The sequence below is a fragment of the Agrobacterium albertimagni AOL15 genome (assembly GCF_000300855.1).
In the GTDB taxonomy this organism is placed as follows: Bacteria; Pseudomonadota; Alphaproteobacteria; order Rhizobiales; family Rhizobiaceae; genus Allorhizobium; species Allorhizobium albertimagni.
On the sequence record NZ_ALJF01000008.1, the window covers coordinates 271,839 to 297,295 of the forward strand.

At 61.4% G+C, this 25,457-nt stretch carries 22 protein-coding genes; 20 read left to right on the top strand and 2 right to left on the bottom strand.

Annotation, left to right across the window (positions count from 1 at the left end):
- The 4 genes from QWE_RS10935 (at position 1) to QWE_RS10950 (ending at position 4,359) form a co-directional block, all read left to right on the top strand.
- The gene (locus QWE_RS10935; protein WP_006726180.1) at positions 1–1,290 is read left to right on the top strand and encodes a beta-ketoacyl-ACP synthase; all 1,290 of its coding nucleotides are present in this window, start codon (positions 1–3) and stop codon (positions 1,288–1,290) included.
- A 163-nt stretch (positions 1,291–1,453) separates the two neighbouring features.
- Positions 1,454–2,482, top strand: a complete 1,029-nt coding sequence (locus tag QWE_RS10940) for a zinc-binding dehydrogenase (RefSeq protein ID WP_006726181.1) — start codon at positions 1,454–1,456, stop codon at positions 2,480–2,482.
- Positions 2,483–2,492: 10 nt separating this feature from the next.
- A complete protein-coding gene (locus tag QWE_RS10945; protein WP_420804554.1) occupies positions 2,493–3,416 on the top strand; it encodes a lipid A biosynthesis lauroyl acyltransferase in 924 nt (307 codons plus the stop codon).
- A 211-nt stretch (positions 3,417–3,627) separates the two neighbouring features.
- Positions 3,628–4,359: a PAS domain-containing protein gene (locus tag QWE_RS10950; RefSeq protein WP_006726183.1), complete on the top strand. Its 732-nt coding sequence runs from the start codon at positions 3,628–3,630 to the stop codon at positions 4,357–4,359.
- Between the two features lie 55 nt (positions 4,360–4,414).
- Here QWE_RS10950 and QWE_RS10955 read toward each other — a convergent pair whose 3' ends face one another.
- Positions 4,415–4,912, bottom strand: coding sequence for a hemerythrin domain-containing protein (locus QWE_RS10955; RefSeq protein WP_006726184.1), 498 nt, complete (start codon positions 4,910–4,912; stop codon positions 4,415–4,417).
- Between the two features lie 275 nt (positions 4,913–5,187).
- On the opposite strand from QWE_RS10955, the gene ccoN reads away from it, so the two are divergent.
- The 11 genes from ccoN to QWE_RS11010 all read left to right on the top strand — a co-directional run bounded on the left by ccoN (position 5,188) and on the right by QWE_RS11010 (position 17,054).
- The gene (gene ccoN / locus QWE_RS10960; RefSeq protein WP_006726185.1) at positions 5,188–6,828 is read left to right on the top strand and encodes a cytochrome-c oxidase, cbb3-type subunit I; all 1,641 of its coding nucleotides are present in this window, start codon (positions 5,188–5,190) and stop codon (positions 6,826–6,828) included.
- Between the two features lie 13 nt (positions 6,829–6,841).
- Complete coding sequence (gene ccoO / locus QWE_RS10965; RefSeq protein ID WP_006726186.1) at positions 6,842–7,573, top strand: cytochrome-c oxidase, cbb3-type subunit II; 732 nt, start codon at positions 6,842–6,844, stop codon at positions 7,571–7,573.
- A 10-nt stretch (positions 7,574–7,583) separates the two neighbouring features.
- Complete coding sequence (locus tag QWE_RS10970) at positions 7,584–7,736, top strand: CcoQ/FixQ family Cbb3-type cytochrome c oxidase assembly chaperone (protein ID WP_006726187.1); 153 nt, start codon at positions 7,584–7,586, stop codon at positions 7,734–7,736.
- Between the two features lie 3 nt (positions 7,737–7,739).
- Positions 7,740–8,606, top strand: coding sequence for a cytochrome-c oxidase, cbb3-type subunit III (gene ccoP / locus QWE_RS10975; RefSeq protein WP_006726188.1), 867 nt, complete (start codon positions 7,740–7,742; stop codon positions 8,604–8,606).
- A gap of 168 nt (positions 8,607–8,774) precedes the next feature.
- Complete coding sequence (gene ccoG / locus QWE_RS10980; RefSeq protein WP_006726189.1) at positions 8,775–10,361, top strand: cytochrome c oxidase accessory protein CcoG; 1,587 nt, start codon at positions 8,775–8,777, stop codon at positions 10,359–10,361.
- A complete protein-coding gene (locus QWE_RS10985; RefSeq protein WP_006726190.1) occupies positions 10,358–10,846 on the top strand; it encodes a FixH family protein in 489 nt (162 codons plus the stop codon). The genes ccoG and QWE_RS10985 overlap by 4 nt, the downstream gene beginning before the upstream one ends.
- Positions 10,847–10,848: 2 nt before the next feature.
- Entirely contained in the window at positions 10,849–13,158 is a 2,310-nt protein-coding gene (locus QWE_RS10990) for a cation-translocating P-type ATPase (RefSeq protein WP_040299951.1), read from the top strand.
- Complete coding sequence (gene ccoS / locus QWE_RS10995; protein WP_006726192.1) at positions 13,155–13,310, top strand: cbb3-type cytochrome oxidase assembly protein CcoS; 156 nt, start codon at positions 13,155–13,157, stop codon at positions 13,308–13,310. Before QWE_RS10990 ends, ccoS begins: the two co-directional genes overlap by 4 nt.
- A gap of 97 nt (positions 13,311–13,407) precedes the next feature.
- Entirely contained in the window at positions 13,408–14,829 is a 1,422-nt protein-coding gene (gene gndA, locus QWE_RS11000; RefSeq protein WP_006726193.1) for an NADP-dependent phosphogluconate dehydrogenase, read from the top strand.
- Between the two features lie 75 nt (positions 14,830–14,904).
- Entirely contained in the window at positions 14,905–15,756 is an 852-nt protein-coding gene (locus tag QWE_RS11005) for an MBL fold metallo-hydrolase (protein ID WP_006726194.1), read from the top strand.
- 119 nt (positions 15,757–15,875) lie between these two features.
- On the top strand, positions 15,876–17,054 hold the full coding sequence (locus QWE_RS11010; RefSeq protein ID WP_040299953.1) for a GGDEF domain-containing protein: 1,179 nt from the start codon (positions 15,876–15,878) through the stop codon (positions 17,052–17,054).
- 41 nt (positions 17,055–17,095) lie between these two features.
- Here QWE_RS11010 and QWE_RS11015 read toward each other — a convergent pair whose 3' ends face one another.
- The gene (locus QWE_RS11015; RefSeq protein ID WP_006726196.1) at positions 17,096–18,106 is read right to left on the bottom strand and encodes a LacI family transcriptional regulator; all 1,011 of its coding nucleotides are present in this window, start codon (positions 18,104–18,106) and stop codon (positions 17,096–17,098) included.
- A gap of 476 nt (positions 18,107–18,582) precedes the next feature.
- Here QWE_RS11015 and QWE_RS11020 point away from each other — a divergent pair, with 476 nt between their 5' ends.
- The 5 genes from QWE_RS11020 to QWE_RS11040 all read left to right on the top strand — a co-directional run bounded on the left by QWE_RS11020 (position 18,583) and on the right by QWE_RS11040 (position 25,455).
- Positions 18,583–19,818 (top strand): ABC transporter substrate-binding protein, encoded by a 1,236-nt coding sequence (locus QWE_RS11020; RefSeq protein WP_006726197.1) that lies wholly within the window; start codon positions 18,583–18,585, stop codon positions 19,816–19,818.
- Between the two features lie 166 nt (positions 19,819–19,984).
- Positions 19,985–20,887, top strand: coding sequence for a carbohydrate ABC transporter permease (locus tag QWE_RS11025; RefSeq protein WP_006726198.1), 903 nt, complete (start codon positions 19,985–19,987; stop codon positions 20,885–20,887).
- A complete protein-coding gene (locus tag QWE_RS11030; RefSeq protein ID WP_006726199.1) occupies positions 20,880–21,839 on the top strand; it encodes a carbohydrate ABC transporter permease in 960 nt (319 codons plus the stop codon). The genes QWE_RS11025 and QWE_RS11030 overlap by 8 nt, the downstream gene beginning before the upstream one ends.
- 4 nt (positions 21,840–21,843) lie before the next feature.
- Positions 21,844–22,932 (top strand): ABC transporter ATP-binding protein, encoded by a 1,089-nt coding sequence (locus QWE_RS11035; protein WP_006726200.1) that lies wholly within the window; start codon positions 21,844–21,846, stop codon positions 22,930–22,932.
- Positions 22,933–22,995: 63 nt separating this feature from the next.
- Positions 22,996–25,455, top strand: a complete 2,460-nt coding sequence (locus QWE_RS11040) for a beta-mannosidase (RefSeq protein ID WP_006726201.1) — start codon at positions 22,996–22,998, stop codon at positions 25,453–25,455.
- Positions 25,456–25,457: the final 2 nt, after the last annotated feature.

Here is a 25,457-nt window from a genome sequence, read left to right on the forward strand (position 1 = left end):
ATGACCGACAGCCGTTTCAAGGATCATCTCGGCCGCCCGATCATCGCCGTCACCGGCATGGGCGTCATCACCTCGCTCGGCCAAGGGCTTTCCGACAACTGGTCGAAGCTGACCTCGGGCAAGTCCGGCATCCACTACATCAAGCGGTTCGATACCGAGGGCATGTCGACCCGCATCGGCGGCACCGTCGATTTCATCGCGGTGCCCGCCAACAATGCCGTCGAGCGCTCCTATGCGCTGGCCCGCGAAACGACCATCGAGGCGCTCGCCCAGGCCGGCATCAATGGCGACTTCAACGGCCCGCTGTTTCTAGCAGCCCCACCGGTCGAGCCGGAATGGCATGACCGCTTTGCGCTCGCCGAGCGTGCACCGGCCTCGACCCAGCCGGGCGATGCCTATGATCGCTTCCTCGCCGCCATGCGCGAAAAGCCGGACCCGGTCTTCCTCGAAGCCGTGCAGTTCGGCTCGATTTCCGAGCGTCTGTCCGACAAGTTCGGCACGCGAGGCCTGCCCGTGACGCTGTCGACGGCCTGCGCCTCGGGTGCGACCGCGATCCAGCTCGGCGTCGAAGCGATCCGCCAGGGCCGCACGGAGCGTGCGCTGACGGTTGCGACCGACGGCTCGATCAGCCCGGAAGCCGTGATCCGCTTCTCGCTGCTCTCAGCACTGTCCACCCAGAACGATCCGCCGGAAAAGGCGTCGAAGCCTTTCAGCAAGGAGCGCGACGGCTTCGTGATTGCCGAGGGTGCGGCCACGCTCGTGCTGGAATCTCTGGAATCGGCGGTTGCCCGTGGCGCCAAGGTGCTCGGCATCATCAAGGGCTGCGGCGAAAAGGCCGACCATTTCCACCGCACGCGCTCTTCGCCGGATGGCGGCCCTGCGATCGCGACGATCAAGGCAGCGCTTGCTGATGCGGGCCTGTCGGAACAGGCGATCGGCTACATCAACGCCCACGGCACATCGACGCCCGAAAACGACAAGATGGAATATGGCGCCATGCTGTCCGTCTTCGGTGACCGGCTGAAGGACGCGATCCCTTGCTCGTCGAACAAGTCGATGATCGGCCACACCCTAACGGCCGCCGGTGCGGTGGAGGCGGTGTTCTCGATCCAGACCATGCTGACCGGCACCTTGCCCCCGACCATCAACTACACCAATCCCGATCCTTCGATCGTGCTGGATGTGGTGCCGAACACCAAGCGGGAGGGCTCCGTTTCGGCGGTTCTCTCCAACTCCTTCGGCTTCGGTGGTCAGAACGCCAGCCTTGTCATGACGCGGGAACCGGTCTAAGGCCAGCGCCAACAATTCGGGACGTCATCCTCGGCCTTCGGCCGGGGATCCACGAACCCTGCGAGAACAACGAAGGTCGGCAGATGCCATGGACGAACCCTGGCATGACGATGGGAGCGTGACGACGCCTCATCTGCCCCACAGGCCCTGAAGGAAACATGTCATGCGCGCATTGCAACTCGTCGAAGACCGCAAGCTCGAAATCGTCGATCTGCCGGAGCCGGATGCACCGGGTCCTGGAGAGGTTACGCTGCGCGTCAAGGCGGTTGCGCTGAACCATATCGACGTCTGGGGCTGGCGCGGCATGGCGTTTGCCAAGCGCAAGATGCCGCTCGTCATCGGTGCGGAAGCCTCCGGTGTCGTCGAGGCGATCGGCCCCGGTGTCGGCAATATCCTCCCGGGCCAGCTTGCAGCCGTTTACGGCGCGCGCACCTGCGGTCTCTGCAAGCCATGCCGCGAAGGCCGTGACAATCTTTGCGAAAACGTCTCGGGCGTGCATGGCTTCCATCTCGACGGCTTTGCCCAGGAAAAGATCAATCTCCCAGCCCGCCTTCTCGTGCCGGCGCCTCCCGGCGTCGATGCGGTTGCCGCGGCACTTGCCCCCGTCACCTTTGGCACGGTCGAGCACATGCTGTTCGACAATGCCAAGCTCCAGCCGGGTGAAACCATCCTCATCCATGCCGGCGGTTCCGGTATCGGCACGGCAGCGATCCAGCTTGCCAAGAAGATCGGCTGCACCGTCATCACCACCGTCGGATCCGACGACAAGATCGAGCCTGCCAAGGCACTCGGCGCCGATCACGTCATCAACTATCGCACCGACCGATTCGAAGGCATGGTCCGCAAGATCACCAAGAAGAAGGGCGTCGATGTCGTCTTCGAACATGTCGGCAAGGATACGTTCGCGGCCTCGATGTTCTGCCTGAAGCGTGGTGGTCGTCTCGTGACCTGCGGTTCGACCTCGGGCGTCTCGACGGAAGTCAACCTGATGATGCTCTTCCAGCAGCAACTGAAGCTCTTTGGCTCCTTCGGTTGCCGCATGGAAAACATGGCGGACGCCATGCAGAAGATGGCGCGCGGCCTCGTGCATCCGGTCATCGATACGCAGGTGTCCTTCGATGATATCGACAAGGCCCTTGCCCGCATGGAAGGCCGTCAGGTCTTCGGCAAGATCATCCTGAAGATGGACTGACCGCGTGCGGATGCTCGTCACCCGCATCGTTCTGGCGCTGCGCAAGTTCTATCAGTGGTCGGTCGCCCAGGCGGCCTTCGGCTTCCTTACGGCATTGAAGATCCTGCCGGCGGACGCCGCGATCAATTTTGCCGATCGGCTGATGCGCTGGGTGGGGCCGAAGACGAAGCGCCACCGGCTGATGCAGGTGAATCTGCGCAATGCCTTCCCGGAAAAGTCCGAGGCCGAGCGCGAGGAGATTGCGCTTGCGAGTTGGGGCCATATGGGCCGGCTTGCCGCCGAATATGTCTTCCTCGACCGTCTGTTCGACTTCGATCCGGAAAAGCCTGATGAGGGCAGGGTAGAGGTCTCCGGCGTCGAGCAGTTTCTCGACCTGCGCGACAATCCGCGTCCCTTCATCGTCTTTACCGGTCACACCGCGAATTTCGAGCTGCTGCCGGTTGCGGGGGCTGCCTTCGGGCTTTACGTCACCGTACTCTTCCGCCCGCCGAACAATCCCTATATCGCCGAAAAGGTCTTCGACTTCCGCCGCAAGCGCATGGGCAAGCTCGTGCCGTCGCATGCGGGGTCCTCCTTCGCACTGGCCCGGCAGCTTGAGCAGGGCGGCGGCGTCGGGGTGCTCGTTGATCAGAAGTTCTGGAAGGGCGTCGAGACCCAGTTCTTCGGACAGCCGGTGAAGACCAATCCGCTGCTCGCCAAGCTGACGCGCCAGTTCGATTGCGAAGTCTATCCGGCCCGCTGCATCCGCCTGCCCGGCAACCGTTTCCGTCTGGAGATCGAGCCGCGCACCACGGTGCCGCGCAACGAGCGCGGTCAGGTGGACGTGAACGCCACCGCCCAGCTACTCAACGACAAGGTCGAGGCCTGGGTAAGGGAATATCCGGAGCAGTGGCTCTGGTATCACGATCGCTGGGCGATCAAGGACAAAATCTGACCGCCTAAGCTGCCGGCCATCCTGTGCGATCAAGCACGATTCGTGCCGTTCATCACATCCATTCGTTTCACCTGATACTGCGGATATTTTTTGGGCTGCGATGCGCGTGAGTGCCCGTAGCGATTGAAGGTGACGCAACCTCATGTTACGGACCCCGAAAGTGGTGTGACGTAGTTCTTCCTTTTGTCACACCTGAGGGATGAGGTTGCTGATGTCTTTTGGCGAATTCCGTGATTCGAATCTGCGCGCGATGTTCGAAGCGGTTTCGTTGAAGAATCTTCAATTGCAGCAGGCCATTCGCAATGGCGACGACCATCTCGTGCGGATGCTCGATCGCGAGATCGACCCGATGATCGCAACGCTGATCAGCTATCGCGCCACCGATCTCGATGATGTCTACCTGCAGATGCGGCTTCTGACGAAGCTGCTGCGGGAGGACGCCGATGACGGGGCATGCGTGCTGCGCCACGCCTCCATGCTGTCTCTGCTCATCGAACGGTATTTCGGTCCGAAACGCAGCGACCAGAGCCCCGCACCGGGCGCCTTCGACAAACGTCAGCCGCGCGAGGGTGACGATGAGCAGCTGAACGAGGCGATCCTCAACAATTTGCCGGAACGTGTGGCCGTGGTCACCCGCGATTACCGCTATCTTTTCGCCAATACGGCCATGGCCAGCATGCTCGGCATGGGGCAGATCGAGCTGATCGGACGCAGCGTCTTTGACCTCGGCCTTGCCGCCGGTGGGCATGACTGGCTTCAGGACGCGCTCGATTCGGCTTTTGCCGGCCGTTCGGGATCCTTTGTCGCGCGGATGTCGGCCGCAACCGTGAGCGGCGACATGCCCGCTCGCTTCAGCCCGCTTCGTGCAGCAGACGGAAGCATCAGCGGCGCCATCCTGACGCTTGGCGAATGCGAGCCGGTCTATGGTGGCGTTGCCGCCTGATTTTGACCGAGACTGAAAGCTCCGGTCTGGCGGGGTCGGATGCCGACCCCATTTCTCAATCCGTGACGCCCTGAAGCAGATGCTCGCGCTCGAAGGCGATATGGCGTCTGATGCCCTCGAAAAAGCCGCGCAACATGTAGCCGACGGCCTCCATGTTCACCTGATCTCCGGATCCCAGCTTCAGCAGCGCATCCGTCAGTTCCTCTGCGAAACACTCATCCTCGCAATGCTCGAACTTCAGACGTTCCAGCGTCGGTCCTAAGGCGTCCGTCGCGTCGGGGCTCGACTGTAGCTGCGGAAACAGCACCGTCTCTTCGTAGTGATGGATGCCCTTGATGAGCGGGCCGAGCGCCTTGGCTGCATAGATGCATTTCTGCCGGTTGATGCTGGCCGGCAGTGAGTCGGCGATGTCTTCCAGTTCCCGGCAGAGCGCGAGCTGTTCGGCGTGAGCGCGGTAGAGCCAGGCAAGGTCACGTTTGCCCGCATCGAGCAGGCGATTGCCCGTCCACGTGTCGCTCGCACTTATCTTGCTGTTTTCGATATTCGTCAGCATGTCCGTTTTCTCCAACGGGGCTTTCCGCCGCGCGCAACCCCAGTGCTCCAAGACACGCGCGAGCGGGCCTTGGCCCATGCGATGTGTCGGCCTTGGTGTCCGAAGGTCGCAAACCCGATTGCAGCCTCAAACCTCGCGAATTTTAGAGAGAGTTGCATTGACTTGGATCAAGGTGGCTGGGCGGCCCCAATGCGATTGGTGCATTCGACGCGGGAGGAATCTCCTGAGGGCGAGGCCCCCGCGATGAGATCAGCAAGCGTTGGGGGATTCCAACAATGAACTATACGTTAGAGACACTGGTGATGGCGGGACTCGCCTTCGCCGCGCTGCTCGGGGTGGCTTTCACCCAGGACAGCCTCTTTGCAGCCCATATGTGGGTTGCCTTCTTCGTGCTCACCGCGGGCACGATCGTCATGCTGCGCCGGATGCAGTTTGCACCTTCCGCGGCATCCTCCACCGCATCCAAGCCCAAGGCGCCGCAGTCCGAATACTTCGACGAAGTCGTTCGCTACGGCGTGATCGCCACCGTCTTCTGGGGCGTTGTCGGCTTCCTGGTCGGCGTCGTTGTCGCCCTGCAGCTCGCTTATCCCGATCTCAACATCGAGCCCTGGCTGAACTTCGGACGCCTGCGTCCGTTGCACACGTCCGCCGTCATCTTCGCTTTCGGCGGCAACGCCCTGATCGCAACCTCCTTCTATGTCGTGCAGCGTACCTCGCGTGCACGCCTCTTCGGCGGCAATCTCGGCTGGTTCGTTTTCTGGGGCTACCAGTTCTTCATCGTCATGGCAGCCACCGGCTATCTCCTGGGCATCACCCAGGGCCGTGAATATGCCGAGCCGGAATGGTACGTCGATCTGTGGCTGACCGTGGTCTGGGTCGCCTACCTCATCACCTTCATGGGCACGATCATGACCCGGAAGGAGAGCCATATCTATGTGGCCAACTGGTTCTACCTGTCCTTCATCATCACCATCGCGATGCTCCACATCGTCAACAATCTGGCGATTCCGGTCTCGTTCTTAGGCGTCAAGAGCTACTCGGCCTTTGCCGGTGTCCAGGATGCACTGACCCAGTGGTGGTATGGCCACAACGCCGTCGGCTTCTTCCTGACCGCAGGCTTCCTCGGCATGATGTATTACTTCGTGCCCAAGCAGGCCGGCCGTCCGGTCTATTCCTACCGCCTGTCGATCATCCACTTCTGGGCTCTGATCTTCATGTATATCTGGGCCGGTCCCCACCACCTGCACTACACGGCTCTGCCCGACTGGGCACAGACGCTCGGCATGGTGTTCTCGGTAATGCTCTGGATGCCCTCCTGGGGCGGCATGATCAACGGTCTGATGACGCTGTCGGGCGCCTGGGACAAGATCCGTACCGACCCGATCATCCGCATGATGGTGATTGCGATTGCCTTCTACGGCATGTCGACCTTCGAAGGCCCGATGATGTCGATCAAGGCCGTCAACTCGCTCAGCCACTATACCGAATGGACCATCGGTCACGTTCACTCGGGCGCCCTCGGCTGGGTCGGCATGATCACCTTCGGTGCCATCTATTACCTGACGCCGAAGCTGTGGAACCGCAACCGCCTCTACTCGCTGCGCCTGGTCAACTGGCACTTCTGGCTCGCTACGCTCGGCATCGTCGTCTACGCCGCCGTGCTGTGGGTTGCCGGTATCCAGCAGGGTCTGATGTGGCGTGAATACGACAGCCAGGGCTTCCTAGTCTACTCGTTCGCCGAATCGGTCGCTGCCATGCACCCCTACTTCGTGCTGCGTGCAATCGGCGGTGCCATGTATCTGCTCGGCGGGTTCATCATGGCCTACAACGTCCTGATGACCATCCTCGGCTATGAACGGCAGGAAGCTCCGATCCCCGGATCGGTCGCGCCCGCCGCCATGCAGCCGGCTGAATGAAAGGAAGGCACCCATGTCTATTCTTGATAAACACGCAATCCTCGAGAAGAACACGAGCCTTCTTTTCCTCGGTTCGCTTCTGGTCGTGACCATAGGCGGCATCGTCGAGATCGCTCCGCTCTTCTACCTCGAGAACACCATCGAAAAGGTAGAGGGCATGCGCCCCTACTCGCCGCTCGAACTGGCCGGCCGCAACATCTATATCCGTGAAGGCTGCTATGTCTGTCACAGTCAGATGATCCGGCCGTTCAAGGACGAGGTCGAGCGCTACGGTCACTATTCGCTGGCGGCGGAGTCGATGTACGACCATCCGTTCCAGTGGGGATCGAAGCGCACAGGCCCGGATCTCGCCCGCGTCGGCGATCGCTATTCCAACGAGTGGCACGTCCAGCACCTGATGGAGCCGCGCGACGTCGTGCCTGAATCGATCATGCCCAGCTATTCCTACCTGAAGACGACGCCGCTCAAGGTGACGAGCGTCAAGATGGACCTGAAGGCCAACAGCCTCGTCGGTGTGCCCTATACCGAGGACATGATGGCCCAGGCGGAAGCGGATCTGGTTGCCCAGGCCGATCCGAACGCCGATACCTCGGGCCTTCTGGAGCGCTATCCGAAGGCCAAGGTCGGCGATTTCGACGGCGATCCGACGAAGCTGACCGAGATGGACGCGCTCGTCGCCTATCTGCAGATGCTCGGCACGCTGGTCGACTTCTCCACCTATGACGACGCTAGCGGTTACCGCTGAGGAGGACACCATGGAAACCTATACCGCCATGCGCCACTTCGCCGACAGCTGGGCCCTGCTCGCCATGACCCTGTTCTTCGTCGGAGTCGTCCTCTTCACATTCCGCCCGGGCGGCAAGAAGCCTGCCGACGACGCGGCCAGCATCCCTCTCAAGGAGGATTGAACAATGGCAGACAAGAAACACATCGACGAGATCAGCGGCGTCGAGACCACCGGCCATGAGTGGGACGGCATTCGCGAGCTGAACAACCCGATGCCGCGTTGGTGGGTCTATACCTTCTACGCAACCATCGTCTGGGCGATCGGCTACACGATCATGTACCCGGCCTGGCCGCTGCTCACCGACAATACCAAGGGTCTGCTCGGCTATTCGAGCCGTGCCGAAGTGGCGGCCGAATTGACGGCGGCGAAGAGCTCCCAGGCGGTCTATCTCGACAGGATCGCGACCCTGCCGCTCGAAGAGATCGTCGCCGACAAGGAACTGACCCAGTTTGCCGTTGCTGGCGGTGCTGCCGCCTTCAAGGTCAACTGCTCGCCTTGCCATGGTTCGGGTGCTGCCGGCGGTGCCGGTTACCCGAACCTCAACGACGACGACTGGCTGTGGGGCGGCGATCTCGAAGCGATCCATACCACGATCGCACATGGTATCCGCTTCGATCAGGATCCGGACACGCGCGTCTCTGAAATGCCGGCCTATGCCGACATTCTCGATGGCGATCAGATCAAGCAGGTGGCCGCTTACGTCGTCAGCCTGACCGGCACTCCGCTCAATGCCTCCATGGTCGAGCCCGGCCAGCAGATCTTTGCGGAGAACTGCGCATCCTGCCATGGCGAAGATGCCAAGGGCGGGCGTGATTTCGGTGCGCCGAACCTCGCCGACGCCATCTGGCTGAAGGTCGATGGCGAAGCGCAGATCGCAGCTCAGATCCGCCAGCCGCGTCACGGCGCGATGCCGGGCTGGGCCCAGCGCCTGGGCGATACTACGGTCAAGCAGCTGACCGTCTACGTGCATCAGCTCGGCGGCGGCGAATAATCGACGTTTCCTCCCAGAGCTTGGGCCGCATCACGCGATGCGGCCCTTTTTTCGTTTTGATAGGAAAAAACCTATGCTTTGCGACGCTTCGCCGCTGCTTGACTTAAGTCAAGGCGGGCTTGGCCCCGAGATGGGACAAGGCGAGCATCAGAAGAAGGTTCTCGTCCCATGAACATACATGCCGATCAAACCCGTAGCCCGGACGCGCCTGAGGTCGAGAGACACGAAGCCGAAGCCGTGATGTCGGCCAAGATCCGCAAGCCGCTCTACGAAGCCCGCAAGAAGATTTTTCCGAAGCGTGCCGAGGGAGCGTTTCGCCGCTTCAAGTGGATCATCATGGCGATTACGCTCGGCATTTACTACCTGACGCCGTGGCTGCGCTGGGATCGCGGTGAGTTCGCCCCGGATCAGGCGGTTCTGATCGATATCGCCCATCGTCGCTTCTATTTCTTCTTCATCGAGATCTGGCCGCAGGAGTTTTTCTTCGTCGCGGGCCTGCTCGTCATGGCCGGTTTCGGCCTGTTTCTGGTCACCTCCGCCGTTGGCCGCGCCTGGTGCGGCTATACCTGTCCGCAGACGGTCTGGGTCGATCTCTTCCTCGTCGTCGAACGCTTCATCGAGGGCGACCGCAATGCCCGGATCAAGCTCGAGTCGGCTCGCTGGTCTTTCGACAAGATCTGGAAGCGGGTCAGCAAACACGCCATCTGGATCCTGATCGGTGTGCTGACGGGTGGTGCCTGGATCTTCTATTTCGCCGACGCGCCCTCGCTTGCCATGGATTTCCTCACTGGCAATGCCGCTCCGGTCGCCTACATGACCGTCGCCATCCTGACCGCCACCACTTACGTCTTCGGCGGCCTGATGCGCGAGCAGGTCTGCATCTACATGTGCCCGTGGCCACGCATCCAGGCCGCCATGCTCGACGAGAATTCGCTGGTCGTCACCTACAATGACTGGCGCGGCGAACCTCGCACCCGGCATGCCAAGAAGGCGATTGCCGCGGGCGAGTCGGTTGGCGACTGTGTCGACTGCAATGCCTGTGTCGCTGTCTGTCCCATGGGCATCGACATCCGGGACGGCCAGCAGCTCGAATGCATCACCTGTGCGCTGTGCATCGATGCCTGTGACGGCGTCATGGACAAGGTCGGCAAGCCGCGCGGGTTGATCGCCTATGCGACGCTCGACGAGTATCAGTCCAATATGGCGCTTGCCACCGGTGGCGGCACCTGTTCCATCGATCCTGCCAAGGTTCGCAATGCCGATGGCAGCTTCTCCGACAAGATCCGCCATTTCGACTGGCGCGTGATCTTCCGTGCCCGCACGCTACTCTACATGGGTGTCTGGACGGCCGTCGGTGTCGCCATGCTGATTGCGCTGCTTGGTCGTGACCGCCTAGAGGTCAACGTGCTGCACGACCGCAATCCGCAATTCGTGCTCGAATCCGATGGATCGATCCGCAACGGCTATACCCTGCGCATTCTCAACATGATTGCCTCTCCGCGCGACATCGAAGTGTCGATCGAGGGACTGCCGGATGCGACGATGAAGATCAACGGGTTCAACCAGCCGCCATCGCGTGCCTTGACCGTTTCGGTCGAGCCTGACGAGGCCACGACACTCAAGGTCTTCGTGACCCTCGCCGGTGACAAGGTCACCGATGCCAACCAGAATTTCCAGTTCATCGCCAAGGATACCGGCAGCGACGAGCAGGACGTCTACGATGCAGTCTTCATGGGTCCGGGAGCCAGGAAATGACCACTGACACGAAGAAACTCTTCACCTTCACCGGCTGGCACATGCTGGCGATCATGCTGGCCTTCTTTGGCACGATCATCACGGTCAATTTCACTATGGCCTATCTCGCGACGTCGAGCTGGAGCGGCCTGGTGGTGAAGAACACCTATGTCGCGAGCCAGCAGTTCAACGGCAAGACCGCCGCGATCCGCGAGATGCTGGCGACCGGTATTGCCGGTGATCTCACCGTCGATGCCAAGGGCATGCGCTACCGGCTGACGCTTCCCGGCAATACGCCCGTCGTCGCCGATGCCGTCACCGCCCATTTCAAGCGGCCGGTCGGCATTGCCCAGGATTTCGAGCTTCAGCTGACGCCCGCCGGTGACGGACTCTATCTCGCCGAGATGGACGTGCTCGCAGGCAGCTGGATCGTCGAGATGCAGGCGACCAAAGACGGCAAGATGATCATGCATGAGGCGAAGCGGGTCACCGTTTCGGGAGAATGACGATGAGTTGCTGCGCAGCAGGAACCGAAGGTGCACTGGACATGGAGCGGGCAGGGGTCTCCCTGCCGTCGGCTGAAGAGCTGAAGCTCTCCAGCCGCGCTGTTGGACCAGGTCTGTGGCAGGTCGACATGAGCGTGCCGGCCGTGCATTGCGGCACCTGCATCACGACCGTGGAAGGCGTTCTGAGAGCATTGCCGGAAGTGGAACGTGCGCGCGTCAATCTCTCGACCAAGCGCGTTTCCGTCGTCTGGAAAGAGGCAGTCGATGGCGTAGAGACCGATCCGGTGAACCTCGCGCGTGCCATTGCGACGACCGGTTATTCTGCGCATCTTTTCACGGCAGCGGAACAAGCCTCCGATGCCCTGCGCAACCAGTTGATCCGCGCGGTTGCCGTGTCGGGTTTCGCTGCCACGAACATCATGCTGCTCTCGGTGTCGGTCTGGTCGGGTGCGGATGCATCGACACGCGATCTCTTCCACTGGATCTCGGCGATGATCGCGGCCCCGGCGCTAATCTATGCCGGCCGCTTCTTCTACGAATGGGCCTGGAATGCGCTGAAACATGGGCGCACCAACATGGATGTGCCAATCGCCATCGGCATCACGCTCTCCTATTTCGCGTCGCTATGGGAAACCATCCATCACGGCGAACACGCCTATTTCGATGCGACCGCGTCGCTGCTCTTTTTCCTATTGATCGGCCGCACGCTCGATCACATCATGCGTGACAGGGCGCGCTCCGCCATCAGCGGGCTTGCCCGCCTCAATCCGCGTGGCGCTATGGTTCTGTCCGATGATGGCTCGCGGGAGTATCGCGCCGTCGATGAAATCCGGGTCGGTGATCAGGTGTCCATTGCTGCCGGAGACCGTATCCCGGTCGACTGTGTCGTGGTTGCCGGTGAGAGCGATCTCGATATGTCGATCGTCAACGGCGAAAGCGCGCCGGTCTCGGTTCGCCCAGGCTCCGACGTCCAGGCGGGCACGCTCAGCCTGACCGGCTCGCTGACCGTGCGTGCAACGGCGACGGCGCAGAACTCCTTCCTCTCCGAAATCATCCATCTCATGGAGGCTGCCGAAGGGGGAAGGGCGCGTTACCGGCGCATTGCCGACCGTGCCGCGCAGTATTATTCGCCGGCCGTCCATCTTCTTGCCATCAGCTCCTTCATCGCCTGGGGCCTTTATGACGGCGACTGGAAACATGCGATGATGGTCGCGATCGCGGTCCTCATCATCACCTGCCCCTGCGCTCTCGGTCTTGCAGTCCCGGTCGTGCAGGTCGTCGCAGCCGGCCGCCTGTTCAAGGCGGGCGTGATGGTCAAGGACGGTTCTGCCATGGAGCGGCTCGCCGAAATCGAGGCTGTTGCCTTCGACAAGACTGGCACGCTGACGCTGGGGCGCCCGAAGCTCGTTGATGTGGCGAAGATCGAGCCTGTAAGTTTTGCCGCCGCCGCCGGTCTTGCCGCCCATTCTCGCCATCCGCTGTCGCGGGCGCTCTGGGCTGCCTATGGTGGCCAGCCGCGCGGCTTCGACACGGTGCGTGAAGTGCCAGGCGCCGGTGTCGAGGCGGAGACGGAAGAGGGCGTCTGGCGTCTCGGCAATCGCCGCTTCGCCTGTGCCACGCCGATGGCGACCAGCGAAGATAAACCCTATTCCGAGGTCGTTCTGTCTCTCGACGGCATCGAGCGTGCCACCTTCCTCTTCGAAGATACCCTTCGTCCGCGGGCCCGCGCCTCGATCGAGACGCTGAGGAAAGACGGTCTCGAGCTCGGCATTCTCTCGGGCGACCGCGCGCCTGTCGTCGCCAAGCTCGCTGCCGATCTCGGCATCGACAAGTGGCGGGCAGGGCTTAGCCCACGCGACAAGGCTGAAGCCTGTGCCGAGGCGTCTGCCCGGGGCCGTCTCGTGCTGATGGTCGGTGACGGCATCAACGATGCCCCGGCGCTCTCGGCAGCGCATGTCTCCATGGCGCCTGCCACTGCCGCCGATGTTGGGCGCCAGGCTGCCGATTTCGTCTTCATGCGCGATGGTCTCGAAGCCGTGCCCTTCGCCATCGAGGCCTCGCGCCGGGCCGGGCGCCTGATCCGTGAAAACTTCGCGCTTGCTATCGGCTACAATGTCATTGCCGTGCCGATCGCGCTGCTCGGCTATGCCACGCCGCTGATTGCCGCAGTCGCCATGTCGACCTCTTCGATCATCGTGGTTGCCAATGCGCTGAGGCTGAACCGCCTTTCGCTCGATGAGCGGACATTGACCGAGCGTCCGGCCGCTGGGCTCTCGACGGTCGCCTCGGACAATGCGAGGATCGCCGCATGAACATGCTGATCTACTTGATCCCGATCGCGCTCTTTCTCGGCGGCCTCGGTCTGTTCGCCTTCCTCTGGTCGCTGAAGAGCGGCCAGTACGAAGACCTCGACGGGGCGGCCTGGCGGGTGATCTCCGAGAAGGACGATCAGCCGGACGCTTGATACAGCGTTTACCGAACGGTCAAATTTCAGTCTTGCCGCATCCCTTCGCGAATGCGAGAAAGCCCGCATCCATGAAATTGCATGCGGAGGCTTCATCGTGCAGCAGGCGGAAATCGGACTGATCGGTCTCGGAGTCATGGGCTCCAATCTGGCGCTCAACATTGCCGAGAAAGGCAATCGCATCGCGGTCTTCAACCGGACGCCTTCGCGTACGGATGAATTCCTCGGGGAGGCTGGCGGTCTGGCCGGCCAGATCATCGGTTGTCATACGATCGAAGAGTTCGTTGCCGCCATCCGTCCGCCGCGTCCGATCATCATCATGATCAAGGCCGGCGAGGCCGTCGATCAGCAGATGGCGGCGCTTCTGCCGCATCTCGCCAAGAACGACATCATGATCGATGCCGGCAATGCGAATTTCCGCGACACGGTTGCACGCTTCGAGCGGCTCGCCGGAACCGACGTGACCTTCATCGGCATGGGTGTGTCCGGTGGTGAGGAAGGCGCCCGCCACGGCCCTTCGATCATGGTCGGTGGCACGGAAGAGAGCTGGAAGCGAGTCGAGCCGGTGCTGACCTCGATAGCCGCCAAGTTCAACGACGAGCCCTGCGTTGCCTGGCTCGGCACCGATGGCGCGGGTCACTTCGTCAAGACGATCCACAACGGCATCGAATATGCCGACATGCAGATGATCGCCGAGGTTTACGGCATCCTGCGCGACGGCCTCAACATGTCAGCCACCGAAATCGGCGAGATCTTCGGTCAGTGGAATAAGGGCCGCCTCAACTCCTACCTGATCGAGATCACCGAGAAGGTGCTGAAGGCCACCGATCCCGAAACCGGCAGGCCGATGGTCGACGTCATCGTCGATGCCGCCGGCCAGAAGGGCACCGGCAAGTGGTCTGCCATTGAGGCTCAGAACCTCGCGGTCGCCGCATCGGGCATCGAAGCTGCCGTCTCGGGCCGTGTGCTGTCGTCGCTGCGCGAAGAGCGCATCGCCGCTGAAAAGCTCTTCGGCCTGCCGGCGCTCGCCGAGGCGCCCAAGGACAAGGCTGCCTTCATTGCCGACCTCGAAAATGCGCTTCTCGCCGCCAAGATCGCTGCCTACGCGCAGGGCTTTGCCGTGATGTCTTCGGCCTCGGAAGAGTTCAACTGGTCGCTGCCCATGCCGACGATCGCCAAGATCTGGCGCGCCGGCTGCATCATCCGCTCGCAGTTCCTCGACGAGATCACCTCGGCCTTCACTAGGGATCCTGATGTGGCGAACCTCGTCGTAACGCCCGCCTTTGCCGCGATGGTCAAGGAAACCGACGCGGCGCTGCGCCGCGTCGTGGCCCATGCAGCACTCTCCGGCCTGCCGGTCCCGGCTCTGTCTTCGGCGCTTTCGTACTTCGACACCTATCGTCGCGGTCGCGGCACCGCGAACCTCATCCAGGCGCAGCGCGATTTCTTCGGTGCGCATGGCTTCGATCGTCTCGACGGCAAGGACGTGCATCACGGTCCCTGGGCCGGCCAGTTCTGAGCGATCCCGCACCGATATGCAGTTCGAGGCCCGATATCCCGCGATGTCGGGCCTCTTTTTCATTGGAGGCAGACCATGACAGACAGGCTTACCCTTCTCGGAACCAAAGGCGGCCCCGCGATCCGTCCCGGCGGGCCCAATCCGACATCGATGCTGCTTGACCTGTCCGGACGCCGGATCGTCATCGATTGCGGGCTTGGTGTGTCGAGGGGACTGGCCGAGACGGGCATGTCGCTCAAGGAGCTCGATCTCATCTTCATCACCCATCTGCATTCCGACCATGTGCTCGAGCTGGGGCCGCTCATCCACACGGCCTGGACAACGGGGCTCGATCACGCCGTCACCGTCCATGGTCCTGAAGGCACACGCGCCGTCTGGGCTGGCTTCCTCGCCTCGCTCGTCTATGACATCGAAATACGGATCGCCGACGAGGGACGTCCTGATCTCGCAGAGCTGGTCACAGTCGTCGAATATGGTCCGGGTGAGATCTTCCGGGACGGCGATCTGTTGGTCGAAGCCTTGCGTGTCGATCATCCGCCAGTGACGGATTGTTTTGCGCTGAAATTTTCGGGCACCGGCCACACGATCGTCTTTTCCGCCGATACCGCGCCGTTCCCGCCGCTCGTCGACTTTGCCCGCGGAGCTGACATTCTCGTGCATGAGGCAATGTTGCCGGAGGGGCTGGAGAGCATCGTCAGACGAACCGGAAACGGTGCGCGACTGCGCGAACATCTCGTCGCCTCGCACAGTTTCGCGGCGGACGCGGCTCAGATTGCAATGCAGGCTGGCGTCGGCATGCTCGTCCTCAATCATCTCATTCCGGCCGATGATCCCGCCTTTAGCGAGGACCACTGGCGGGCGGCCGTCGCGCCGCATTGGAGCGGGCCGCTGGTGATTGGCTGCGATGGCCTCGCGATTGCGTTGTGAATGAAGGCGAATGCCCGTCGATTTCGCTAAAATCCTATGCTTTCGTTTACCTTGGAGTTAACGCCTGTCGCCTAGCGTGCCGGTGCGGTTAACGAGCCCGCGCATATGTCAGGCGATTCATGATGGTATCCGTTAATTTCTCCACGCTGGCGATCGGTGCATTTGCAATTCTGGTGGTCTTTGCCGTGCTTTATGCGCGGCATTGGCGCGAGGAGCCGAAGCGAAGCGAATTCCTCCTGTTCGCCGCGGCCTCGGGCCTTGCTGCGCTTGGCGCATTGCTTTCGGCCTTCTCGGAAGGCGGCCCTGGGCTGATCATGGTCGTTCTCGCCCAGACGCTCGTGCTTTCGGGCGCTGCACTTGCCTGGCAGGGCGTGCGGGCCTTCGATCACCGGGCAGTCGATCTGAAGCTCGCGGCCGCCGGGCCGATCGCCTTTTTCCTGCTCGCGGTATCGGCGCCTCTTCTGCAGGAAGACGTCACGGCCCGTTTCCTGGTCGCCGCTGCTGTCGGTGCGATCTATACCGGGCTTGCGGCCTGGGAACTCAGGGTTTCCGAGTTCGAAGAGCGGCTTTCCAACCGTCCCTTTGCCTATCTCTGGTTTGCTGCTCTCGCCGTCGTTCTGCTGAGCGCAGTGGTCGCAGCCTATCTCCGGCCGCTCGATGCCCTCAATACTGCTGGCTCGACGCCTCTCTGGCTGACCGTCGTGGTCTTTGCGGTCTTCCTGCACGTCGTGATCGCGCCGCTCTGGATCTTCCTGCTGGTGCGCGACCGCCTGCTGGTGGAGCACCGCTGGTCGGCTGCGACCGACACGCTGACCGGCCTTGCCAACCGCTTCACCTTCCTCGACATGCTGCAGACGCTTTCGACCAAGGTGCGCGGCGAGGGGGCCTTCCTCTATGTCGACGTCGACCACGTCAAGCGAATCAACGACCAATACGGGCATTCTGGCGGTGACGAGGTCCTGAAGACCTGCGCGGAGCTCATCCTTCGCGAACTGCCCGAACATGCCTTGCTCGGCCGTCTGGCGGGTGCGGAGTTTGCGGCCTATGTGCCCTTCTGCAAGGTCGAGGATGCCGAGAAGCTCGGCCATATCATCCATGACAGTGTGGAGCAGCAGATGTTCTTCCTCGGCGGAGAACTGGTGCCGGTGACGGTCAGCGTCGGCGTCGCCCATGGCGCCATGCAGGTGACGGCAGACGAGCTCTTGAAGCGGGCGGACGCGGCTCTGCACACCGCCAAGGTCAACGGCCGCAACTCCGTCGTGGTCTGGGACGACGGCCAGCGTCCTTCCTACGCCTGAATCTCGCCCGCGTCGGGGACCGGCGCCCGTCGCTTCTTTCGTTAGGACTGCTCCCAGCGCGGCTCGGTGATGCTTTGCAGTAGCCCTGGATCGACGCCGTCGATCCTGGCGATCACCGCCTTGGCGAGCTCTCGGCCCGATTGCCGGACATCCTCATAGACGGCGATGATGTCGGGGCGAATCCAGTTCAGGATCGGCGTGCCCTGTTTGGCAACCAGGTCGATTTCAACGCCGACCCGCTTGCCTGCCGCTTCGATCCCGGCATTGGCAGCTATGGCGGCGCTGCCGGAGGAAGAGATCAGGCCGTCCGGCGCATCCGGTCCTCGCATCAGGTCTTCGACAGCCGCGCGGATCTGCCCCAGCGAAGCGTCGATGTTGATGTGTAGCGGCACTTCTTCAGCACCGAATGCCTTCAGGCCGCGCATGAAGCCGTCGAACGTATGCTGATAATAGGTCAGCTTGCTTGGTGGTGGCAGAAGCGCGATGCGCTTGCGGCCGCGCTTCACCAGCCGTTCGACTGCTTCATAGGCGAAAGTTTCGTTGTCGAAGTCGTGATAGGGGTGCTCGATGCCCATGGCGGTACGGCCGTGGGTCGCAAAGGGCATGTTCTGCTCGGTGAGAAGCCGCACCCGTGCGTCATCCGGTTCCGTGCGCGAAATGATCACGCCATCGGCCGAACCGGTCTCCAGGATGTAGCGCACCGGCAGCATCGGATCCTTGGTATGGGCATGCGGCGTCACCACGATATGATAGGGCGTGCCGGAAAGAACTTCGGATATGCCGACCACCATCTGGTTGGAAAAGCCCAGGATTTCCTCATCGATACCGAGCACCAGCGCGATCACATTGGTCTTGCCGGTTCTGAGGCGCACGCCTGCGCGGTTCGGCTGGTAGCCAAGCTGTCGTGCGACCATGCGCACCCGTTCCTTGGTCTCAGCACCGATATCAGGCGCATCTTTCAAGGCGCGAGACACCGTTGTGATGCCGAGGCCGGTCATGAAGGCGATCGTCTTGAGCGTCGGTCGCTCCTTTGTCGCCACTGGGCGGTCCATGAGGCCGCCCCCTTGCTGATCTGTCATGTCGTCCCCGCCACTCGCGCAAGCCACGCTTATAGTTGGCTTTTTCCTGCCTGCAAACCTGGAGACCGGCACCTCCTCCCGGTGCGGTGAAGGAAAAATCTGAAACGATACAGTCGATTTGTCGAGCCCTTTTCCATGCTGCACCGCAAAGCAACACAACCGATGCGGGAGCTGGTAATTTACCCCTGTTTTCGTGACCTATGGAAACGTCCGTGGACGCCTGTGCAGCAATTCATTCCTGGTTTTCCGGCAATTCATTGGAACTGAAACGATACTTCTCATGCTGCTGCGCAATATAAAACTCAACCAAAGCGTTTTGGATGCGGAGCGTGAATTGCACGCCTGCGCTGAAATTTGGATGTAATGGAAAATTTACAATCCGAAAGGTTGCGCTCCAAAAATCTTTGACATAAGTTTTTCCGGCAACGTTTCAGTGAGGGAGGAGACTCATGAATTTTCGTAGCTTTGCGGCAGCTTTGGCCGCTACCGTCGCCATGCCGTTTTCGGCAGCGCAGGCAACTGATCTCGAAGTAACCCATTGGTGGACGTCCGGCGGTGAAGCCGCGGCGGTCGCTGAACTCGCCAAGGCTTTTGATGCCACCGGCAACAAGTGGGTCGACGGCGCTATCGCCGGTTCCGGCGGCACCGCACGCCCCATCATGATCAGCCGCATCACCGGCGGCGATCCGATGGGAGCCACGCAGTTCAACCATGGCCGCCAGGCCGAGGAACTGGCTGAAGCCGGTCTGATGAAGGATCTGACGGCTGTCGCCGAAAAGGAAGGCTGGAAGGATATCATCAAGCCGGCAAGCCTGCTTGAAAGCTGCACGATCGACGGCAAGATCTATTGCGCCCCGGTCAACATCCATTCCTGGCAGTGGCTGTGGCTGTCCAATGCTGCCTTCGAGCAGGCCGGCGTTGCTGTCCCGGCCAACTGGGACGAATTCGTCGCAGCAGCACCTGCGCTTGAAGCCAAGGGCATCATTCCGCTCGCCGTCGGTGGTCAGCCGTGGCAGTCTGCCGGTGCCTTCGACGTGCTGATGGTCGCCATCGCCGGCAAGGAGACCTTCGAGAAGGTGTTCAAGGACAAGGATGCGGACGTCGCAGCCGGCCCCGAGATCGCCAAGGTCTTCAAGGCCGCCGACGATGCCCGCCGCATGTCCAAGGGTTCCAACGTTCAGGACTGGAACCAGGCCACCAATCTGGTCATCACCGGCAAGGCCGGTGGTCAGATCATGGGTGACTGGGCGCAGGGTGAGTTCGCACTCGCCGGTCAGGTTGCGGGCCAGGACTACACCTGCCTTCCGGGCCTCGGCGTGAACGAGATCATCTCCACCGGTGGTGACGCCTTCTACTTCCCCGTCATCAACGATGAAGCGAAGTCTGCAGCGCAGGACGTTCTCGCAGCCACCCTGGTTGCGCCTGCAACGCAAGTCGCTTTCAACCTGAAAAAGGGTTCGCTGCCGGTTCGCGGTGACGTCGATCTCGCTGCTGCCAACGACTGCATGAAGAAGGGCCTCGACATTCTCGCCAAGGGCAATGTCATTCAGGGCACCGACCAGCTGCTTTCGGCCGACAGCCAGAAGCAGAAGGAAGACCTCTTCTCCGAGTTCTTCGCCAATCCGTCCATGACCGTCGAAGATGCGCAGAAGCGCTTCGCCGACATCATCGCTTCCGCTGACTAATCGCGGGTGACCTGTCCAGCCAGGGGTGACCCTGGCTGGACATAGGCCATTTTTGAACCGGGGTAGGGCGTCATGCCCGTGTGCCGGCTGCGTGCGGGAAGCGTGTGCGTTTCAGCGTGACGGCCTTGGTACGAGCACCCGTGTCCAGGACGAGGAGGACTGACCCATGGCGAGCTCGTCGCATACCGGTCGACCCAACAAGCTGTTTCGCAATCTGAACGCCAAGATCGCGTCCATTCCCATGGTGCTGACCGCGATGGTCATCTTCCTTGGAGGGACCGTCTGGACGGTCGTCTATTCCTTCACCAATTCACGGCTCTTGCCGCGCGCCAATTTCATTGGCTTCGAGCAGTATGAACGTCTGTGGGACGCGCCGCGATGGATCATTTCGATCCAGAACCTGGCGATCTACGGCATCCTCTCGCTGATCTTCTCGATCGTGATCGGGTTCGTGCTGGCAGCACTGATGGATCAGAAAATTCGCTTTGAAAACGCGTTTCGCACGATCTTTCTCTATCCCTTCGCGCTGTCCTTCATCGTCACCGGCCTCGTCTGGCAATGGATCCTGAACCCGGATTTCGGGGTGCAGTCGATCGTGCGGTCGTTGGGCTGGGAGACCTTCTCCTTCAATCCGCTCTACAATTCGGACATCGTGATCTACGGCATCCTGATCGCCGGTCTCTGGCAGGGGACGGGTCTGGTGATGTGCCTATTGCTTGCGGGTCTGCGCGGCATCGACGAAGACATCTGGAAGGCCTCGCGCGTCGACGGCATTCCCATGTGGCGGACCTATCTCTTCATCATCATCCCGATGATGCGCCCGGTCTTCATCACCACGCTGGTCATCATCACATCCGGCATCGTCCGCCTCTACGACCTCGTTGTCGCCCAGACCAGCGGCGGTCCCGGCATCGCCTCCGAAGTCCCGGCCAAATACGTCTACGACTACATGTTCCAGGCGCAGAACCTCGGTCAGGGCTTTGCCGCCTCGACCATGATGCTGCTGACGGTCGCCATCGTCATCATTCCCTGGGCCTATCTCGAATTCGGAGGAAAAAAGCGTGGCTAATCCCGGTTCTCTCAACGCTGCCGCCGCCGGTTTCGATGCGGTCTCCGGTCAGGTTGGCTCCGACCATGTCGGCTCGGGCCCACGCGGGGCCAAGCCGAAGCGCACCTTCTCGGGGCGCAACATCATGCTCTACGGATCGCTGATTTTCTTTGCGATCTACTATCTGATCCCGCTCTACGTGATGATCGTGACGTCGCTGAAGGGCATGCCGGAGATTCGTCTGGGCAATATCTTCTCGCCACCGATGGAGATCACCTTCGAGCCCTGGGTCAAGGCCTGGGCGACCGCCTGCACCGGCCTCAATTGCGATGGTCTGTCGCGCGGCTTCTGGAATTCGGTGCGGATCACCGTGCCTTCGACACTGATTTCGATCCTGATCGCCTCGGTCAATGGTTATGCGCTTGCCAACTGGCGTTTCAAGGGTGCGGAACTGTTCTTCACCATCCTGATCATCGGCGCCTTCATTCCCTACCAGGTCATGATCTATCCGATCGTCATCGTGCTGCGTGAACTCGGCATCTACGGCACGCTGACCGGCCTCGTCGTCGTGCATACGATCTTCGGCATGCCGATCCTCACTCTTCTGTTCCGCAACTACTTCACCTCGCTGCCGGAAGAGCTGTTCAAGGCGGCCCGCATTGATGGGGCAGGGTTCTGGCAAATCTATCTTCGGATCATGCTGCCGATGTCGCTGCCGATCTTCGTCGTCGCCATGATCCTGCAGATCACCGGCATCTGGAACGACTTCCTGTTCGGCGTCGTGTTCACGAGGCCCGAATACTACCCGATGACGGTTCAGCTCAACAACATCGTCAATTCGGTCCAAGGCGTAAAGGAATACAACGTCAACATGGCCGCAACGTTGCTCACCGGCGCCGTGCCGCTTTTCGTCTACTTCGTTTCCGGACGTCTCTTTGTCCGGGGTATCGCCGCCGGCGCAGTCAAGGGTTAAGCTCATGTCGCATAGTGTATCGATCAAGGACCTCTCGTTGAGCTTCGGCGCCGTCAAGGTGCTGGAAAACCTCAATCTCGACATTGTCGACGGTGAGTTCATCGTTCTCCTGGGCTCATCCGGTTGCGGCAAGTCCACGCTCTTGAACTGCATCGCTGGACTGCTCGAGCCGACCGACGGGCAGATCTTCATCAAGGGCAAGAACGTCACCTGGGAAGAGCCCAAGGACCGCGGCATCGGCATGGTGTTCCAGTCCTATGCGCTCTATCCGCAGATGTCGGTGAAGAAGAACCTCTCCTTCGGCCTGCAGGTCGCCAAGATGCCGAAGGACGAAATCGAAAAGCGCGTCCAGCGCGCGGCCGACATCCTGCAGATCGGGCCGCTGCTCGACCGCAAGCCGTCGGCATTGTCCGGTGGTCAACGTCAGCGCGTGGCGATCGGGCGCGCGCTGGTCCGCGACGTCGACGTCTTCCTCTTCGACGAGCCGCTGTCGAACCTCGACGCCAAGCTGCGCTCGGAGCTGCGCGTCGAGATCAAGCGCCTGCACCAGAACCTCAAGAACACGATGATCTACGTCACCCATGACCAGATCGAGGCCCTGACGCTCGCAGACCGTATCGCGATCATGAAGAGCGGCGAGATCCAGCAGCTTGCCGATTCGAACACGATCTACAACCAGCCGCGAAACCTCTTCGTTGCCGGCTTCATCGGTTCTCCGTCGATGAACTTCCTGCATGGCGATCTAGTCAATGAAGGCGGCGAGATCTTCTTCCGCACCCATGACGTGCTCTTCTCGCTGAAGGGGTACCGCTCGCAAGAGACCCTGACGGGTGGGCGCAAGGTCGTGCTGGGCGTGCGTCCGGAGCATATCAAGGTCGATGAAGAGGCCGGCATCGGCGAGTTGCACGAGGCGATCGTCGACATCGAGGAGCCGATGGGCGCCGACAATCTGCTCTGGCTGAAGCATGCTGGCCACACGATGTCGGTCCGCATCGGCGGCACCCGCCGCTATGCGCCGGGCGCCAAGGTTCGCCTCGGCTTCGACATGGAAGTTGCTTCCCTTTTTGATGCGCAGACCGAAGAGCGCATCTGAAACGTTCCCCCCTGCGTCCCGGCCTGTGACCGGGGCGCCTTTTTCTTCTGCAGGACTGATGTCATGAACCAGAATGCGACCAGCGGCGTCATCGATCTTCACGGCGAATGGCAGCTTGCCTCCGTCGATGGCGACCACCAAGCGGCGATCACGCTGCCCGGCGACGTGCATTCGGCGCTCCATGCTGCGGGCCTGATCCCCGATCCCTATTTCGGCCGCAACGAAGAGGCGGTGCAATGGGTTGCCGAGCGTGACTGGGCGGTGGAACGCCAAGTGGTGGTGCCCGACATTTCCGGTAGCTGGTATCTCGACATAGACTATCTCGACACGGTCGCCGTCGTCTTCGTCAATGACGTGCCGGTTCTTTCAGCCGACAACTGCTTCCGCCGCTATCGGCCCGATGTCAGCCATGCGCTTCAGCCGGGCGAGAACACCATCCGCATCGTCTTCCATTCGAGCATCACGGCCGGCGCCGAGCGCCAGGCGCGCCAGCCCTTCTACATTCCCTATTCGACCGCCAATTCTCCGATCCCAAACGGCAACATGCTGCGCAAGCCGCAATGCCATTTCGGCTGGGACTGGAACATCGCGATCGCCCCCCTCGGGATCTACGGCACACTCGCGCTGAAGAAGCTCGACCCTGCCCGCATCGAGCATGTGGAGACCGAGCAACTCCACCATGCCGACGGTCATGTCGAGCTCAAGGTTACCGCTACCATCCACTCGGTGGAGCCTGCCGTCGTGCCGGTGCATTTCGACCTGGATGGTGAGCGTGTGCGCCTGGACGTCGGCATTGCCGCCGGCGAAACGAAAGTCGTGCATGTCTTCGAAATCGAAAACCCGCGCCTCTGGTGGCCGGCCGGCTCTGGCGAGCAGGCTCTCTATGCGCTGACGGTCGACCTGCCGACGGAAAGCGTCACCCGTCAGATCGGTTTGCGCACCGTCGAGCTGATCACCGATCCGGACGAGGCCGGCAGCCGCTTTGCGCTCAAGGTCAACGGCCGCGAGATCTTCTGCCGTGGCGCCAACTGGATCCCGGCGGATGCGCTTTTCTCGCGTTCGTCGGAAGAGAAGACCACGGACCTGCTGCAGTCCGCCGCCGACGCCCACATGAACATGATCCGTATCTGGGGCGGTGGTTTCTACGAGGCCGACTGGTTCTACGATCTCTGCGACCGGCTGGGCCTGATGGTCTGGCAGGATTTCATGTTCGCCTGCAACCTCTACCCTTGCACCGAAGACTTCCTCGACAATGTCGCCCATGAGGTCGAATACCAGGTCAAACGCCTGTCGAGCCACGCCTCCATCGTCATCTGGTGCGGCGACAATGAGCTTGTCGGTGCGCTCACATGGTTCAAGGAATCGATCGACAACCGCGACCGCTATCTCGTCGCCTATGACCGCCTCAATCGCGTCATCGAACAGGGGGTCAAGAAGTCGTTCCCGCAAGGCATCTGGTGGCCGTCGAGCCCGGCCTCGGGCTATCTCGACTATGGCGACGCCTGGCATGCCGATGGCTCCGGTGACATGCATTATTGGTCGGTCTGGCACGAGAACAAGAGCTTCGATAATTACCGAACTATCAAACCGCGCTTCTGCTCGGAATTCGGCTTCCAGTCCTATACCTCGCTGCCGGTCATCGAGAGCTTTGCCGACAAGACCGACATGAACATCGCTTCGCCGGTGATCGAGCTGCATCAGAAGAATGCCGGCGGCAACGAGCGGATCGCAGGCACCATGTTCCGCTATTTCCGCTTCCCCAAGGATTTCGCCAATTTCGTCTATCTGAGCCAGATCCAGCAGGGCCTCGCGATCAAGACCGCCGTCGAATATTGGCGGTCGCTGAAGCCCCATTGCATGGGCACAATCTATTGGCAGCTCAACGACACATGGCCGGTCGCCTCGTGGTCCAGCCTCGATTACGGTGGCAGCTGGAAGGCTATGCACTACATGGTGCGCCGCTTCTTCCAGCCGGTCGCGGTCGCTGCCATTCCATCCGAGGACGGCGCGAGCATCGCGCTCTCCATGGTGAACGACACGCTCGCCACCGTCACCATCGACGCCAATCTTTTCGTCCTGACGCTGTCGGGCGAGCGCATTCCGCTCAAAAGCGTGCAGGGCGATTGCGGTCCGGATGCCGCGGATGTGCTGGTGACACTCGATGCCAACGAGATCCCGGCCGATGGCCTGCTCGCCTGGAACTTCAGTGCTTCCAACGGCATGAGCGGGGAGGGGCATTTCATCAATGGCACCTATAAGGCACTCGATCTCGAACCGTCACGGCTTGAAACCTCGGTCACGCCGACCGGCGACGGTGCGTTCGAGGTGACGGTCTCCGCGCGGGGTCTTGCACTCTTCGTCATGCTCGAAAGCGCAACCCCCGGCCGCTATTCGGACAACGCCTTCGACCTTTCGGCAGGCGAGAGCTGTCGCATCATCTTCACACCCGAGACCGCGCTTCCCGCCGGCACCGTGCCTGACTTCCGCATCTACGATCTCTACAGCTGCCAGTCGGCGGACTGACA